The organism is Corynebacterium comes, from assembly GCF_009734405.1.
GTDB classification, from domain to species: domain Bacteria; phylum Actinomycetota; class Actinomycetes; order Mycobacteriales; family Mycobacteriaceae; genus Corynebacterium; species Corynebacterium comes.
The window spans coordinates 1160832-1175493 of sequence record NZ_CP046453.1; the positions used below are offsets into that span (position 1 = coordinate 1160832).

At 66.9% G+C, this 14662-nt stretch carries 12 protein-coding genes; 5 read left to right on the forward strand and 7 right to left on the reverse strand.

The window, feature by feature from the left end; genetic code table 11:
* Window positions 1-29 precede the first annotated feature (29 nt).
* Complete coding sequence (gene mgrA, locus CETAM_RS05630) at window positions 30-1130, forward strand: L-glyceraldehyde 3-phosphate reductase (RefSeq protein WP_156227785.1); 1101 nt, start codon at window positions 30-32, stop codon at window positions 1128-1130.
* A gap of 20 nt (window positions 1131-1150) precedes the next feature.
* Here the strand turns inward: mgrA and CETAM_RS05635 are convergent, their stop codons facing one another.
* Window positions 1151-1630: a MarR family winged helix-turn-helix transcriptional regulator gene (locus CETAM_RS05635; protein ID WP_156227787.1), complete on the reverse strand. Its 480-nt coding sequence runs from the start codon at window positions 1628-1630 to the stop codon at window positions 1151-1153.
* Between the two features lie 87 nt (window positions 1631-1717).
* Window positions 1718-2386 carry a LysE/ArgO family amino acid transporter gene (locus tag CETAM_RS05640; RefSeq protein ID WP_156227789.1) on the reverse strand — a complete coding sequence of 223 codons (669 nt, stop codon included), beginning with the start codon at window positions 2384-2386 and terminating at the stop codon, window positions 1718-1720.
* Between the two features lie 70 nt (window positions 2387-2456).
* Between CETAM_RS05640 and CETAM_RS05645 the strand changes: the two genes are divergently transcribed.
* Both CETAM_RS05645 and CETAM_RS05650 read left to right on the forward strand, forming a co-directional pair.
* Window positions 2457-3392 carry a LysR family transcriptional regulator ArgP gene (locus tag CETAM_RS05645; protein ID WP_156227791.1) on the forward strand — a complete coding sequence of 312 codons (936 nt, stop codon included), beginning with the start codon at window positions 2457-2459 and terminating at the stop codon, window positions 3390-3392.
* Window positions 3393-3600: 208 nt separating this feature from the next.
* Window positions 3601-4803 carry a methyltransferase gene (locus CETAM_RS05650; RefSeq protein WP_231587600.1) on the forward strand — a complete coding sequence of 401 codons (1203 nt, stop codon included), beginning with the start codon at window positions 3601-3603 and terminating at the stop codon, window positions 4801-4803.
* Between the two features lie 169 nt (window positions 4804-4972).
* On the opposite strand, the gene CETAM_RS05655 is transcribed toward CETAM_RS05650, so the two are convergent.
* Window positions 4973-6058 carry a glutathione S-transferase family protein gene (locus tag CETAM_RS05655; RefSeq protein ID WP_156227793.1) on the reverse strand — a complete coding sequence of 362 codons (1086 nt, stop codon included), beginning with the start codon at window positions 6056-6058 and terminating at the stop codon, window positions 4973-4975.
* Window positions 6059-6252: 194 nt separating this feature from the next.
* Between CETAM_RS05655 and CETAM_RS13810 the strand changes: the two genes are divergently transcribed.
* Window positions 6253-7227, forward strand: a complete 975-nt coding sequence (locus tag CETAM_RS13810) for a DoxX family protein (RefSeq protein ID WP_156227795.1) — start codon at window positions 6253-6255, stop codon at window positions 7225-7227.
* Here the strand turns inward: CETAM_RS13810 and CETAM_RS05665 are convergent.
* Genes CETAM_RS05665 through CETAM_RS05680 form a run of 4 tightly spaced genes read right to left on the reverse strand, consistent with a single transcriptional unit; the run spans window position 7211 to window position 12479 of the window.
* A complete protein-coding gene (locus tag CETAM_RS05665; RefSeq protein WP_231587601.1) occupies window positions 7211-8473 on the reverse strand; it encodes a glycosyltransferase family 87 protein in 1263 nt (420 codons plus the stop codon). The genes CETAM_RS13810 and CETAM_RS05665 overlap by 17 nt on opposite strands.
* Before the next feature lie 10 nt (window positions 8474-8483).
* On the reverse strand, window positions 8484-10322 hold the full coding sequence (ilvD, locus tag CETAM_RS05670) for a dihydroxy-acid dehydratase (RefSeq protein WP_156227797.1): 1839 nt from the start codon (window positions 10320-10322) through the stop codon (window positions 8484-8486).
* Complete coding sequence (locus CETAM_RS05675; RefSeq protein ID WP_156227798.1) at window positions 10319-10903, reverse strand: PH domain-containing protein; 585 nt, start codon at window positions 10901-10903, stop codon at window positions 10319-10321. The genes ilvD and CETAM_RS05675 overlap by 4 nt, the downstream gene beginning before the upstream one ends.
* Window positions 10904-10913: 10 nt before the next feature.
* Window positions 10914-12479: a mechanosensitive ion channel family protein gene (locus CETAM_RS05680; RefSeq protein WP_156227800.1), complete on the reverse strand. Its 1566-nt coding sequence runs from the start codon at window positions 12477-12479 to the stop codon at window positions 10914-10916.
* A 380-nt stretch (window positions 12480-12859) separates the two neighbouring features.
* Between CETAM_RS05680 and CETAM_RS05685 the strand changes: the two genes are divergently transcribed.
* Window positions 12860-14659 carry an acetolactate synthase large subunit gene (locus CETAM_RS05685; protein ID WP_407923966.1) on the forward strand — a complete coding sequence of 600 codons (1800 nt, stop codon included), beginning with the start codon at window positions 12860-12862 and terminating at the stop codon, window positions 14657-14659.
* The last annotated feature ends 3 nt before the right edge of the window (window positions 14660-14662 follow it).

Below are 14662 nucleotides of genomic sequence, written 5' to 3' on the forward strand. Positions count from 1 at the left end.
CGTCCGACGCGCGGGGCACAATGGGGGTCATGAGTTTCCAACGACGCACGACCCCCGGATACCAGCCGGCCTCTGACCGCTATGAGACCATGCCCTACCGGAAGGTGGGGCATTCCGGTCTCAAGTTGCCGGCGATCTCCCTGGGGCTGTGGCACAACTTCGGTGACGACAAGCCCCTCCAGACCCAGCGCGACATCGTCCGCCGGGCCTTTGACCGGGGGGTCACGCACTTCGACCTGGCCAACAACTACGGCCCGCCCTACGGCAGCGCCGAGTCCAACTTCGGCCGGATCCTGCGTCAGGACCTCGCCCCCCACCGCGACGAGCTGGTCATCTCCTCCAAGGCGGGGTGGGACATGTGGCCGGGCCCGTACGGATTCGGCGGGTCACGCAAGTACCTCACCGCATCGCTGGACCAGTCCCTCGAACGGATGGGCCTGGACTACGTGGACATCTTCTACCACCACCGCCCCGACCCGGAGACCCCGCTGGAGGAGACCCTCTATGCGCTGCGCGACATCGTCGCCGCCGGCAAGGCCCTCTACGTGGGCGTCTCCTCCTACGGCCCGGAACTCACCGCCGAGGCCGCCCAGTTCATGGCGGAGGAGGGCTGTCCGCTGCTCATCCATCAGCCGAGCTACTCCATCGTCAACCGCTGGGTTGAGGATCCGGGCGAAGACGGCGAATCGCTCCTGACCTCCGCGGCGGACAACGGTCTGGGCGTCATCGCGTTCTCGCCGCTGGCCCAGGGCCTGCTCACCAACCGGTACCTTGACGGGGTGCCGGAGGATTCCCGCGTGGCTGCCCGGAAGTCCTTCTCGGACGACATGCTCACCCCCGAGAACCTGGAGATGGTGGCACGCCTCAACGACATCGCCCAGGAGCGCGAGCAGAGCCTGGCGCAGATGGCGCTGGCCTGGGTCCTGCGCGAGCAGGGCGATTACGGCGTGGAGACGGTCGCCTCCGCGCTCGTCGGCGCGTCCTCGGTCGCGCAGCTCGACGAGAACCTGGACACCCTCGACAACCTCGAGTTCACTGCCGCGGAACTCACCGCGATCGACGACATCGCCCGGGACGCCGGCATCAACATCTGGGCCGACGCCACCGCATCCCGCGTGCACGGCGACTAGCGGGGGAGCGGTGGCAGGCCTCAGCCCCGGGCCGCCGCCGAGGGGCTGACGCCGCCGAGCACCTTGTTGAGCAGCCTCCCCAGGACCTCCGTCTCTTCGGCGTCGAGGGAGTCGAACACGAGGCGGCGCACCTCGGAGACGTGCCCGGGGGCGGCGCCGCGGATGAACTCGAGGCCTTCGTCGGTGAGGGTGGCGATATTCGTCCGTCGGTCATGGGGATCGGAGTGGCGGCGTACCCAGTCGTGCTTCTCCAGCCGGGTGACCACGTGCGAGAGGTGGGAGGCGGAGATGTTCGAGAGTCGGGCCAGCTCTGACATGCTGATCTGTTTCCCGGGGGCCATGGAGATCTGCGCCAGGGTGAAGTAGTCGCGGTGGCTGAGGCCGGAATCGCGTTTCAGCTGTTCGTCGAGGCGCGTGGGCAACCACTCACTGACCGACCACAGGGCCAGCCAGGTGCGGGTTTCCGAGTCGGTCAACCACTGGACGGATTCTTCAGGCATGGGCCCAGTCTATGTGCGGAATGGTTGAAAACCGAAAAAGTTGAATCCTGTAGCAAAGCCGCCACCCTCCGGCCCGGGAACACATGGTCACATCGCGGCAAGCTTGAGGGCCAGCCCGGCCAGCACGAGGGCGATGAGGACGTTGAGCACGCGCCACACCTTCGGGCTGGACAGGGGGCCGGAGAGCAGGCCCGCCCCGTAGCCCACGACGGGGAACCAGATGAGGCTCGCCAGGAGTGCGCCGCCGGTGAACAGCCAGCGGTCGGGGTCGCCGTACTGGTTGGCCAGGCCGCCGATCATGACCAGCGAATCCAGGTAGGCGGAAGGGTTCAACCAGGTCAAGGCCACCGCGGTCCACATGGGCCTGACCCAGGTGCGCTGTGGCCGTACGCGCGTGGCCAGGGCGGTGCCGCCACCGCCGGCCTCCTCGCCGTGGGGTTCCCCCTCGTCGACGACGACGGCGCCTGTGCGGTGTCCGGCACGTGTGGCGTCGCGGAGCGCCGCGAAGGCGAACCAGGCCAGGTAGGCCACGCCCGCCCATTTCAGGGCCGCGAGGACCAGGGGAGCGCGATCGACGAGGACGCCGACGCCGAAGGTGCCCAGGGTGAGCAGGGCGACGTCGGAAAGCAGGCAGACGAGGACGACCGCCGTGACGCCTTCACGGCGCGCCCCCTGGCGGATGAGCAGCAGGTTCTGTGGGCCGACGGCGATGATGAGGGAGAATCCGAGCAGCAGCCCGGCGAGCACGATCGACATGCTCTCCAGTCTCGCGCGAAGGGCAGATGAAGGCCAGTTACATTCCCTCACCCTGGTTTAGAATTGCTTCATGAATCCCGTCCATCTGGAGACCCTCCTCGCCATCGTCGACGAAGGCAGCTTCGAGGTCGCCGCCGCAGTGCTGGGAGTCTCGCCTTCGGCGGTCAGCCAGCGCATCAAGTCGTTGGAGAAGGCCACCGGGCGCGTCCTCGTCCGGCGGAGCAGCCCGGCGACCGCGACCGAGGCCGGCGAGGTCCTCGTCCAGGCGGCGCGCCGCATGGCGCTGCTGCAGGCGGAGACGGATTCCCGTCTCCGGGGGCAGCTGGAGCGGGTGCCACTGTCGGTGGCGGTCAACGCGGATTCCCTCGCGACCTGGTTCCGCCCCGTGCTCGCCGACGTGGCCGCCTTCCGGTCCGCCACCCTCCGCCTGCGCATCGAGGATGAGGCGCACACCCTCGCCCTGCTGCGCCGCGGCGACGTCCTCGGCGCCATCACCCGGGAGGCCACGCCCGTCTCGGGCTGCGACTCGATGCCGCTGGGGGTCATGAGGTACCGCGCGGTCGCGACCCCGCGCCTACGTGACGCCTACACCCGCGGCGGCGAGGTCGACTGGGCGAACATGCCCGCCCTGCGCTTCGGGCCCAACGACGCGCTGCAGGATTCGGACCTCGACGGTCGACTCGACGACGCCGTGCGACGCCACCGGGCCGTCTCCCAGATCCCCTCCTCGGAGGGCTTCCTGGAGGCGACGCGCGTGGGGCTCGGCTGGTCGCTGGTGCCGGAACTGCAGGCGGGCCCTCTCCTGGCCTCCGGCGAGCTGGTGCTTCTCGACGCCACCGTCATCGAGGTCCCCCTCTACTGGCAACGCTGGCGGCTCGAATCCGATCTCCTCGGAAGGCTCACCGCCAGCGTGGCTGCGGCAGCGATCGAGCTGCCGCCGGAACCCTGGATGATTGATTCCTGGGGTTCAGGGGCCGGCCCATCGGCATCAGCACACCGACCTTAAGGGGGGGCCTCGTTGAGCTGATTAGCGGCGTGCCGGCTCCACCACCACACGCCGGCGGTGTTCAGGGAGCGGCATCCTGCTATGATGACGCAACCGAACCTATCTTCGGCACATTCATGCTGCCCCTCGTCGCGGATACGACCAGCGGGTGGATGTGCCTGCGGGTGCCAGCAGCTGCAGGCTTCTGAAGCACCGTTATTGAACGAGGTTGATTCCCATTACTCCGGACCAGTTCGCCGCGCAAGACTTGCTGACCTGGGAACACGACGGGGTGGCAGGTTCAGCCATGTGGTGGTCGGCAAATGACCGGGTAGCGCCCAAGAAGCTTGTCGCGGTCGATGACCGGCTCAGCACAGCTCAGGCAATGAGGTATGCAGCTCAGGGCACGGCAATGCTATGGCTGGGCGACTTCCATAACGCAAAACAAATTTTGAGTGCAATGGATCGACGCCTGGCAAAGGGCGGGGGACGGTCGGCGGCTCAGCCTGTCGTGACCGATGCAGAGGAGTTCTACCGTATCCGTCAGGCCAGAGCCCAACGTTCGCGGATGATGTCGTTGGTTCTGGTGCCGCTCACCTTTGACGCACAGAGCGGGAGCGCAATAGTGCCTTTGTCCCGGGCCCCGCAAGTTGGTCCGGCGGTTGAGTTCGGATACGAGCAGCGCCTCAGCTCCGGCGAAGAGGGGGCCGTGGTGAGTCTGCAAGAGCTGATCGGGGTGCAAGGTGCCTATCAATGGTTCTTGAAAGGCGTGGACGTTCCCGCTTTGAACGCGAAGATTCACCCTCACTACGGTACGTTCTTGCCCACCCGTCACGAGTATGTCGATCTTGTTGCCCGTGCACCGCTGAACAATCGGAATTTGGCGTTCGATATTGGCACCGGCACTGGCGTACTGGCCGCAGTACTCGTGAACCGTGGCGTGAAAAAGGTGCTGGGAACAGACCTCAGCCGGCGTGCGGTTGACTGCGCGAACGACAACTTCGCTCGACTGGGCATGCAAGGCATGGCAGAGGCCCAGTTGACCAGCATGTTCCCTGCAGGACGGGCGCCGCTCATCGTCTGCAACCCACCGTGGTTGCCGGGCAGCGCCACAACCACACTCGATGCGGCAGTGTATGACCCCGGTAGCAAAATGCTGCTGCAATTTCTGGCCGGGTTGCCGCGTCACCTCACGGATGACGGAGAGGGTTGGTTGATCCTCTCTGATCTCGCCGAGCTGCTTGGCTTGCGCAGTCGACAGATACTTCTGGACGCAATTGACGAGGCGGGGCTTCACGTGATCGATCGGCTCGACACGACGCCCACCCACAGGCGAGCGAAAGACAGCTCAGACCTTCTACACGCCGCACGTTCGAAGGAAGTCACCTCGCTATGGAGACTGCAGGCCAAAGGGCCTGTACCGCGGCGGTGAACGTCACCCTCATGGTGGACCGTCCTGAGCGATTCTCAAGACTGCTCCCGGGTCCGACCCCCGTGTCTACTTTCCGGGGGTCGGGCCCGTGTTCAGGTTGTTGTCCACAACATCAATCCTGAACACCCTCGCTTTATTTTCGGGTAGCGACTCCCCTGGAATCAATCCTCTAGCTCTGGAAGGGCTCCGGGTTCTTCAGGCCCTCGCCGGCGGGCACCGCGCCGGGCAGGGTGGTGCCCTCGGCGAAGGGCTGCCCGCCGAGGTTCTCGCGGCCGTGCGGGGTGGCGAAGCCGCTCAGATCAGGGCCCTTCGGCACGATCTGGGTGGGGTTGACCTCGGTGTGCACGATGTAATAGTGCTCCTTGATCTCGGTGAAGTCGGTGGTGTCGCCGAAGCCCGGGATCTGGAAGAGCTCACGCAGGTAGCCCCACAGGTTGGGCATCTCGGTGATCTTGTTGCGGGAGGCCTTGAAGTGGCCGTGGTAGACGGGGTCGAAACGGACCAGTGTGGTGAACAGGCGGATGTCCGTCTCGGTGACGTGGTCGCCGACGAGGTAGCGGCGGGTGGACAGGCGCTCCTCGAGGGTGTCCAGCGCCGCCCAGAGTCGGTCGTAGGCTGCTTCGTAGGCCTCCTGGGAACCGGCGAAGCCGCAGCGGTAGACGCCGTTGTTGACCTCGGTGAAGAGCCACTTGTTGAGTTCCTCCATCTCCTCGGTGTGCTCCGTGGGCCACAGGTCCGGCGCGCCTGCGCGGTGGAACTTCCCCCACTGGGTGATCATGTCGCGCACGAGGGTGGGGTAGTCGTTGGTGACCACCTTCCTGCTCGACTCCTCGACGATCGCCGGGACGGTGATGCCGCGCGGGTAGTCGGGGAAGCGGTTGAAGTAGGCGTCCTGCAGGCGGGGCAGGCCCAGGACCGGGTCGAGTCCGCCGGGGTCGAGGTCGAAGGTCCAGGATCGCTTGTCGTGGGTGGGGCCGGTGAGTCCCAGGGAGATGGAGCCCTCCAGGCCCATCAGGCGGCGGACGATGACGGCGCGGTGCGCCCACGGACACGCGCGTGCCGCGACGAGCCGGTAGCGGCCGGCCTCGACGGGCCAGTGGAAGGTGCCGTCGGCCTGCTCGGTGGGTTCGCCGGCCGGAGCGTCGGCGGTGATGCGGTCGTTGATGTAGTTGGTGTCGCGCACGAATTCGCCGTCGGGGGAGGCGTTCTGGGCGTCGCCCGCCCAGGAATCGTTGAGGTGAGCATCTGTTGTCATATCAACAACCGTAGTCGGTGGAACGCGGACCGTCAACGGCCGTGACACCCCCGACGCGCCCGGCCGCCCGAAAGGCACATGATGCGCGGACAAGGGAACCCACACGCTGTCCGTGACCGATTCGTTCGTTCTTCGCAACACGGCGCGCCCCTTCAAGTCGGACCCGTAGGCCCGCATTGTCCTAACCTGGCGGTATGAGCAACAAGAACCCGACCCCCGATCGCGCAGGCTCGTACGACGCAGACGGCCTCGACGTGCCCACCTACCACCAGGACGACAAAGCCGCCGACCAGGGCCCCGCTTTCACGGGTGCCGGTTCGACTGCCGCCAGCTCACTCCCCGCCGGTGGCGCCGACAACGCCACGACGCAGTTCCCCGAAACCTCGGGTGCCGGCGTCTTCGGCCGCACCAATCGCGCGGCACCGCAGGAGATCCCGGCATCCCAGCAGTCCCCCCAGCCGACCTATGCCGACCAGGATTTCGCCGCGCCGGGCGGCAGCACCGCGTACCAGACCTTCGCCTACGACCGCCAGCAGGACCAGCCGACCACGATGGCCCCGGCCGCCGCTCCGGTGGCGGCACCCCCGGTGGCACCCGCAGCGGCCAACTACGACCAGACCACCGCGGTGACGGAGTCGGAGACCCCGGACCACCGTCGCGGCACCATCGACTTCGGCCTGTTCATCGTCCGTCTGATGCTGGGCCTCTGGCTCATCCTCGAGGCTGTGGGCACCTTCTTCCGCCTCGGCGGAAACCCGGGTCTGTCCGGTCTGCAGTCCGACTATGCGGGGTACCTCGCTCCGGAGGGCCTGGCGATCGTCATCCCGTCGCTGCAGCTGGCGGCGGGCGTGTTCCTGGTCCTCGGCCTGATCACGCCGCTGTTCGCCATGCTGGCGACCATCGCGACCTCATTCACCGCACTGCACGAGCTGAGCACCTCAGGCGCCGGACTCAACGTCTTCGCCTGGCCGGAATCGGTGTGGCTGTCGCTGGTGCTCCTGGGCAGCTCCCTGGCGCTCCAGTTCACCGGTCCGGGCTTCGTCTCCCTCGACTACGGCCGCAGCTGGGCCCGCCGCCCGCTGCTCAGCTCCTGGCTCTTCCTCCTGCTGGCCATCGCCGGAGGCATCGCCTTGTGGTGGTTCGGCGCCGGCATCAACCCGCTCGCTTAACCCGCCGCAGGGCGAAGGCCCAGGCAACCGGTACGGCGATGCCCAGCCACACGAAATCGGAGACGAGGAACTTCTCCACTCCGGTGAGGTAGTGGATGTCGATGGCATCGCCGTACCACCATTTCGGGGGTTGGGTGAGTACGAGTGCCGCCCACAGGAACACCAGCGCGCCCAGAACCACAGGGGCGCGCAGTACCGTCAGGCACCGCCAGGCGAGCACCGGCAGCAGCAGGGTCAGCCAGATCCAGTGGTGCGACCAGGACACCGGGGAGATCAGCAGCATGATGAGGGCGTTGACCAGGGCGGCGTCGACAAGCATGTCGCGCCGGAAGAGCGCAATCATCAGCCAGCCGCCGAATCCGATCGTCAGCAGCGCGAGCACCAGCCAGATGAGGTTGGTCAGGGTGCTGTTTGCATCGAGTGCCGCGTCGCTGGTCCACCAGCGCATGAGCATGCCCTTCAGCGAGCTGTTCGACTGGTAGACGGTGCTCACGCCGAACTCGCTGTCGGTGCCCATTCCGAGCAGGACGGTGGAGAAATAGTCCACGGTGGCGTCCCAGCGGAGCAGTGCCGCGATACCCGTGGCGACGAGACCGGAGACGCCCGCGACGATGATCGCCCGGAAATCCTTACGCAGCAGGAAGAACAGCAGCATCGCCAGGGGAGTGATCTTGATGGCCGCCGCGATCCCGATGAGGCTGCCCTGCGGCAGGAAGCGTTTGCGAGGCACGAGGTCGAGGACCACCAGCGCCATGATCACCACGTTGATCTGCGCGAACCCGGCGTTGAGCCATACCGGCTCGATGAGCAACGCCACCGGCCAGGTCGCCGCCGTCAGGGCCGCCAGACCCAGCTTGTCGACGCTCCCGCGCGTCACCGCCTGCAGCACGAACCACAGGCAGACGAGGATCAGCGCCGAAGAAACCAGGACCATGATGTCACCGGCGAGGTCACTGTGGATGCGGTCGAAGACGCTCAGCGGCACCAGGATGAGGGCGCCGAACGGGGGATAGATGAACGGCAGTGCAAGATCGCCGGCGTACATGGGCACGGAGTACATCTCGCGGCCTTCCAGGAAGGCGCGGACTCCCGAGCGGTAGATGATCATGTCGACGGGGAAGTCGGTGATCATCAACTGACGTCCGGTCACGCCGAAGCCCGCGATCAGTCCCAGGGCCGTCACCATCCGGAGAACGGTGTCGAGGGGCAGATTCGCGGGCTTCGGAGAGGTATCGGGGGAACTCACCCGGCCGATGTTAGTCGACCTGTCGGACGGCACCCTTATCGGCCGAAGTGGCCATGGAGGCGTACGCACGCAGTGCCTTGGAGACCACGCGCTCGCGGTTCGGGGTCCACGGCTTCTCGCTGGCCTCCATTTCGGCGCGGCGGGCCTCGATCTCCTCGTCCGGCAGATCCAGCGAGAGACGACGCGTGTGGACGTCGATGGTGATCGGGTCACCGTTGCGGACCAGTCCGATCAGGCCACCGTGGGCGGCCTCCGGGGAGATGTGGCCGATGGACAGGCCCGAGGTGCCACCGGAGAAGCGGCCGTCCGTGATCAGCGCGCAGGCCTCGCCGAGGCCGGCGCCCTTGAGGAAGGACGTCGGGTGCAGCATCTCCTGCATGCCCGGGCCACCGGCCGGACCCTCGTAACGGATGACCACGACCTCGCCGGGCTGGACCTCACGCTTGAGGATGGTGGAGACGGCCGCCTCCTGGGAGTCGACGACGCGCGCCGGACCGGTGAAGGTCCAGAGCTCCTCCTTGACTCCGGCGGTCTTGAGCACGGAACCGTTCGGTGCGAGGTTGCCGCGCAGGACCACCAGGCCGCCGTCGGCGGAGTGGGCGTGTTCGGCGTCGTGGATGCAGCCGTTCTCCGCGTCTGTGTCCAGCGAAGTCCACCTGTTGTCCGTGGAGAAGGGCTCGGTGGTGCGCACGCCACCCGGGGCGGCGTGGAAGAGCTCGATCGCCTTGTCGGTGGCCTTGCCCCCGCGGACGTCCCAGTCGTCGAGCCATTCGCCGAGGGAGTTGTAGGTGACGGTGTGGACGTCCTCGTTGAGGAGGTTCGCGCGACGCAGCTCGCCCAGGATCGCGGGGATACCACCGGCGCGATGGACGTCCTCGACGTGGTAGATGCCGTTCGGGGCGACCTTGGACAGGCACGGGACCTGGTGGGAGATCTCGTCGATGTCGTTGAGGTCGAAGTCGATCTCGCCTTCCTGCGCGGCGGCCAGGGTGTGCAGGATCGTGTTGGTCGAACCACCCATGGCCATGTCCAGTGCCATGGCGTTGCGGAAGGCGTTCTTGGTGGCGACGTTCCGGGGCAGGACAGACTCGTCCTCCTCGCCGTAGTAGCGGCGGCACAGCTCGACGATGGTGTCACCTGCCTCCTCGAAAAGGCGGCGGCGTGCGGAGTGCGTGGCCAGGGTGGTGCCGTTGCCCGGCAGCGACAGACCCAGTGCCTCGGTGAGGCAGTTCATCGAGTTGGCGGTGAACATGCCGGAGCAGGAGCCGCAGGTGGGGCAGGCGGATTCCTCGATGGTGTTCAGGTCCGCATCGGAGATGGCCTCGTTCGCGGAGGCGGCGATCGCGGTGATCAGGTCCGTCGGGGCCTGGGCGACGCCGTCGACGACGACGGCCTTGCCGGCCTCCATCGGGCCACCGGAGACGAAGACCGCGGGGATGTTCAGGCGCAGCGCGGCGTTGAGCATGCCCGGGGTGATCTTGTCGCAGTTGGAGATGCACACCATGGCGTCGGCGGTATGGGCGTTGACCATGTACTCGACCGAATCGGCGATGATCTCACGGCTGGGCAGCGAGTAGAGCATGCCGCCGTGACCCATGGCGATGCCGTCGTCGACGGCGATGGTGTGGAACTCCTTCGGCACGCCGCCGGCGGCGCGGACGGCGTCAGCGACGATGTCGCCGACGTTCTTCAGGTGCACGTGACCCGGGACGAACTGGGTGTAGGAGTTGACGATTGCGACGATCGGCCTGCCGAATTCGTTTTCCTTGGTGCCGGTGGCGCGCCACAGGGCTCGGGCGCCTGCGGCGTTACGTCCGACGGTGGTGACTCTGGAACGAAGCGGGATCACTGACTGCTCCTTGAAGTATCTGTGTTATCGGGGTTGTTCTTCGCGGGACGATTCTCGGACTCACCGTTGTGGGAACCCGCGGTGGCCTCCCTCTCGGCCTGACGAGCAGCGTACTCCTCCTTGGTTATGAGGATCTGCTCCCCGTCACGTCGGATGATGGTCACCTTGTCGTCGGCCGCCTCCCGGGCGGAGGTGAGTACGTCCGGGATCCGACCCCGGGAGGCCTCTGACAGCTCCGGCAGGGAGTTGAAGGTGATGCCGGGCATCGGGTACTTCCTGCCGTCCTTTGTGGTCAGCAGTGCCCGCGAGCCCTTGAAACCGATTCCGGCCAGCCTGTCCCAGCCGACGGACCGGGATCCGCGGAAGGCGTACTGGATGTCGACGCCGCGTTCACCCACGGTCGTCCGTGCCCGCAGGACCCAGAAGAGGAAGGCCGCCGGGATGAGCAGGACCCAGAACAGGTACAGCGGGGCAGCACCGACGGCCAGCAGGGCAATGGCGATCATCAGTACGGCGGCGAGGATGTTTGTGCGTTCCGGCCTGAACTGCACGGAATCTGCGTTCGCAGCGTCTGAACTCATGCGGCCAATGCTAGTTGAGGATGCTCGGCGCGCCAGTGTCCGGGGTGAGCTGCGGCTGTGTCCCCGTCCCCGTCCCGGTCTCCGGGGTCGGTTCCGGAGTTGATTCCGGCTGGGGGGTTGGCGTCGACGCCTGTCCCGGGACCTCTCTCGGCGCCTGTCCCGGCACCTGCCGCGGCGACGGAGTCGGGGTCGCGGTGCCCTCCGGGGTGGCGGTCGGCTGCGTGGTCGTCGGGGTGACAGGTTCGGTGGGCAGGGTGGTCTCGGGGAGGGGGGTCGGCGTGGGCGCGGCGGGCGGGGTGGCGGGGGCGGTATTCACCGACGGCGGGGCGAGAATCCCGGTGGGTCCCTCACCGCCTTCACCCGCGTCGACGGTCAGGCCCTTGAGCAGGAGCAGAACGAAGAGCGTGACGAAGAGGTACATCGTGGAGGCACGCACCCGGCCGCCGACGGAGGCCAGACGCTGCCAGCCGGAGGTGGGGGAGTCGTGGCGGAAGACGCCGCCGGCGGGGGTTTCATCCTCCACGGTGTCCTCGGGCTCGTCGCCCTGGGGGCCGCGCTCGACGACGGCCGGATCGCGGCCCTCTTCGTCGGCGAAGCCCGGCGGGACGGTCGACTCCTCGTCGCCGGCGGAGTCATGGGTGCCGGGCATGGGGGCGTCGATGAGCGGGGCGCCGGACATGGCGTTGCGGGTGACTGATTCGACGCGGTCCTTCACCTCGCCGGTGATGGTGGGGGCGGAGCCGTACTCATTCCAGAACTCGTCGAGGATCTCTGCACGGATGGCGCGTTCGACCAGCCACTGGGAACCGGCCTGGACCTGGATCATGAAGCGCATGTCCATGGTCCACGGCATGCCCACGGTTGCGGGTGGGGTGACGTTGACGGCCGGGTGGACGTCGAGTTCGCCGATGAGCTCCTTAGCCACGTCGGGACGGCGCAGGGCGCGGCGCGTGGCGGCCTCGGAGCGGTCGATGGCCTCCTGTGTGTCGGTGGAGCCGAGTAGCGGGACGGGCATGACCACGACGGCGCGGGACCAGTAGTTGGAGGAGTTGATGGCCACGCGCGCCGTGGAGTTGGAGACGATCACCGTCTCCTGTGCGAGCGTGCGGATCCGGGTGGCGCGCATCGTGACCTGGATGACGGTGCCTTCGACGACGATGCCGTTGCCTTCGAAACGGACCCAGTCGCCGACGCCGAACTGCTTCTCCGTGAGGATGAACAGGCCGGCGAGGAAGTCGGCGATGATCGACTGCGCGCCGAAACCGACGGCCGCGGAGACCACGGTGGCGGGGATGGCGGCGCCGGCGAGGGAGAATCCGAGGGTCTGCAGGAGGAAAACCAGCAGCACAAAAAAGGCGACGATCTGGGCGATGTAGACGCCCACTCCGGTCAGCGCCAGACGGGCCTTCGACTCGTCGGCGTCGGTGTTCTCCTCGATTCCGCGGGCCAGCCATCGTTGCACGAAGCGGGCGACACGGGGGATCAGGAGTGCGATGACGAGCAGGATCGCGAGGGTGAGACCCTCATCGGCGACCCACCGCCAGGCGCTGGTGAGCAGATAGGTGGTGACGAGCATGCCGACCACGATACGACTATCCGCAAACCGGTGTGTATGATCGTGATCATGATCAATATTCGACTCGTGGTAGTAGCTGCGCGGCGCCTGCCGTAACGACTCCCTACCCGGTCGTACCGACAAGCGCCCTCGACAGCACCCATCATCAGTGCCTGTTCGGGGGCTTTGTCATTAGTGGTCATCAGTGGTCACAGACAACTTTTGTCACCGCCTGCAATCCGGTGGTTGCCTTCCCACACCTACGGGGATGGTTGCCGGGTCGCGTTCCCAACTGCATTGTCCTTGTGAATTAGGAGCTAAATAACGTGGCAGCTTCGCAATCGCCCACCCCGGCCACGGTCGCCAAGAAGGCCCCGGGTGTCGCAGACGCCCCGGAGCGGATGACCGGTGCCCAGGCGATCGTCCGGTCCCTTGAGGAGCTCGGCACCGACATCGTCTTCGGTCTGCCCGGTGGAGCCATCCTCCCCTTGTACGACCCCCTGTTCTCGTCCACCAAACTGCGCCACGTGCTGGTGCGCCACGAACAGGGTTCGGGTCACGCCGCCACCGGTTACGCACAGGTCACCGGCAAGGTCGGTGTGTGCATCGCCACTTCCGGCCCGGGTGCCACCAACCTGGTCACCCCTCTGGCTGACGCCAACCTGGACTCCGTCCCGATGGTCGCCATCACGGGCCAGGTCGGCCGGAGCCTGCTGGGCACGGACGCCTTCCAGGAGGCGGACATCCGTGGCATCACCATGCCGATCACGAAGCACAACTTCATGGTCACCGACCCCAACGACATCGCCCGCACCCTGGCCGAGGCATTCCACCTCGCACTGACGGGTCGCCCGGGCCCCGTCCTGGTGGACGTCCCGAAGGACATCCAGAACGCCGAGTTCGACTTCGTCTGGCCGCCGAAGATGAACCTGCCGGGCTACAAGCCGGTCACCACGCCGCACTCCCGTCAGATCACCCAGGCCGTCCAGCTCATCTCCGAGGCCGAGCGCCCCTGCCTCTACATCGGCGGCGGCGTCATCAAGGCCGACGCGAACCGGGAGCTGCTGGAATTCGCCGAGTACACCGGCATTCCGGTCGTGACCACCCTCATGGCACTGGGCGCTTTCCCGGAGTCCCACCCGCTGCACATGGGCATGCCCGGCATGCACGGCAACGTCCCGGCCGTCGGGGCGATACAGCGTTCCGACCTGCTCATCACCATCGGCGCGCGTTTCGACGACCGCGTCACCGGCAACCTCGAGTACTTCGCCCCGGACGCCAAGGTCATCCACGCGGACATCGATCCGGCCGAGATCGGCAAGATCCGCGAGGTTGCCGTACCGATCGTCGGCGACGCCCGCGAGGTCCTCTCCGCGCTGCTGCGCACCTACCGCTCCCAGAAGAATCTCAACCTTCCGGCCATCGGTCCGTGGGTCGAGTACCTCACCGATCTCAAGGAGCGCTTCCCGCGGGGCTACGAGGAGCAGGCCGATGGCATGCTCGCCCCGCAGTTCGTCATCGAGACCCTGTCGAAGGAGGTCGGGCCGGACGCCATCTACGTCGCCGGCGTCGGCCAGCACCAGATGTGGGCCGCGCAGTTCATCGACTTCGAGCAGCCGCGCACCTGGCTCAACTCCGGCGGCCTGGGCACCATGGGCTACGCCGTGCCTGCCGCCATGGGCGCGAAGGCCGGCCTGCCGGACAAGGAGGTCTGGGCCATTGACGGAGACGGTTGCTTCCAGATGACCAACCAGGAGCTGACCACCGCCGCCGTCGAGGGCTTCCCGATCAAGGTCGCCCTGATCAACAACGGCAACCTGGGCATGGTCCGCCAGTGGCAGACCCTGTTCTATGAGGGCCGCTACTCCAACACCAAGCTGGGGTCCGGCGACACCTACATCCCGGACTTCGTCCAGCTCTCCGAGGCACTCGGCTGCGCGGCGATCCGGGTGACCAAGGCCGAGGAGGTCATCCCGGCCATCCAGAAGGCGCGTGAGATCAACGACCGCCCCGTCGTCGTGGAGTTCATCGTCGGCGAGGACGCGCAGGTCTGGCCCATGGTCGCCGCAGGCGCCTCCAACTCGGACATCGAGTACGCGCGCGGCCTGCGCCCGTTCTTCGACGAGGAGGAGTCCGCCGGCGAGTCCCCGGCCGCCATCGATGAGGTCATCGACGAGTCGTTCGAGCAGAAGGAGAACTAGGAA

Coding starts and splice junctions, on each gene's coding strand:
- CETAM_RS13810 (WP_156227795.1), top strand. CDS start 6,253: ATGAGCAACAAGAACCCGACCCCCGATCGCGCAGGCTCGTACGACGCA.
- CETAM_RS05655 (WP_156227793.1), bottom strand. CDS start 6,058: ATGACAACAGATGCTCACCTCAACGATTCCTGGGCGGGCGACGCCCAG.
- CETAM_RS05685 (WP_407923966.1), top strand. CDS start 12,860: ATGACCGGTGCCCAGGCGATCGTCCGGTCCCTTGAGGAGCTCGGCACC.
- CETAM_RS05635 (WP_156227787.1), bottom strand. CDS start 1,630: ATGCCTGAAGAATCCGTCCAGTGGTTGACCGACTCGGAAACCCGCACC.
- CETAM_RS05675 (WP_156227798.1), bottom strand. CDS start 10,903: ATGAGTTCAGACGCTGCGAACGCAGATTCCGTGCAGTTCAGGCCGGAA.
- CETAM_RS05640 (WP_156227789.1), bottom strand. CDS start 2,386: ATGTCGATCGTGCTCGCCGGGCTGCTGCTCGGATTCTCCCTCATCATC.
- CETAM_RS05680 (WP_156227800.1), bottom strand. CDS start 12,479: ATGCTCGTCACCACCTATCTGCTCACCAGCGCCTGGCGGTGGGTCGCC.
- mgrA (WP_156227785.1), top strand. CDS start 30: ATGAGTTTCCAACGACGCACGACCCCCGGATACCAGCCGGCCTCTGAC.
- CETAM_RS05645 (WP_156227791.1), top strand. CDS start 2,457: ATGAATCCCGTCCATCTGGAGACCCTCCTCGCCATCGTCGACGAAGGC.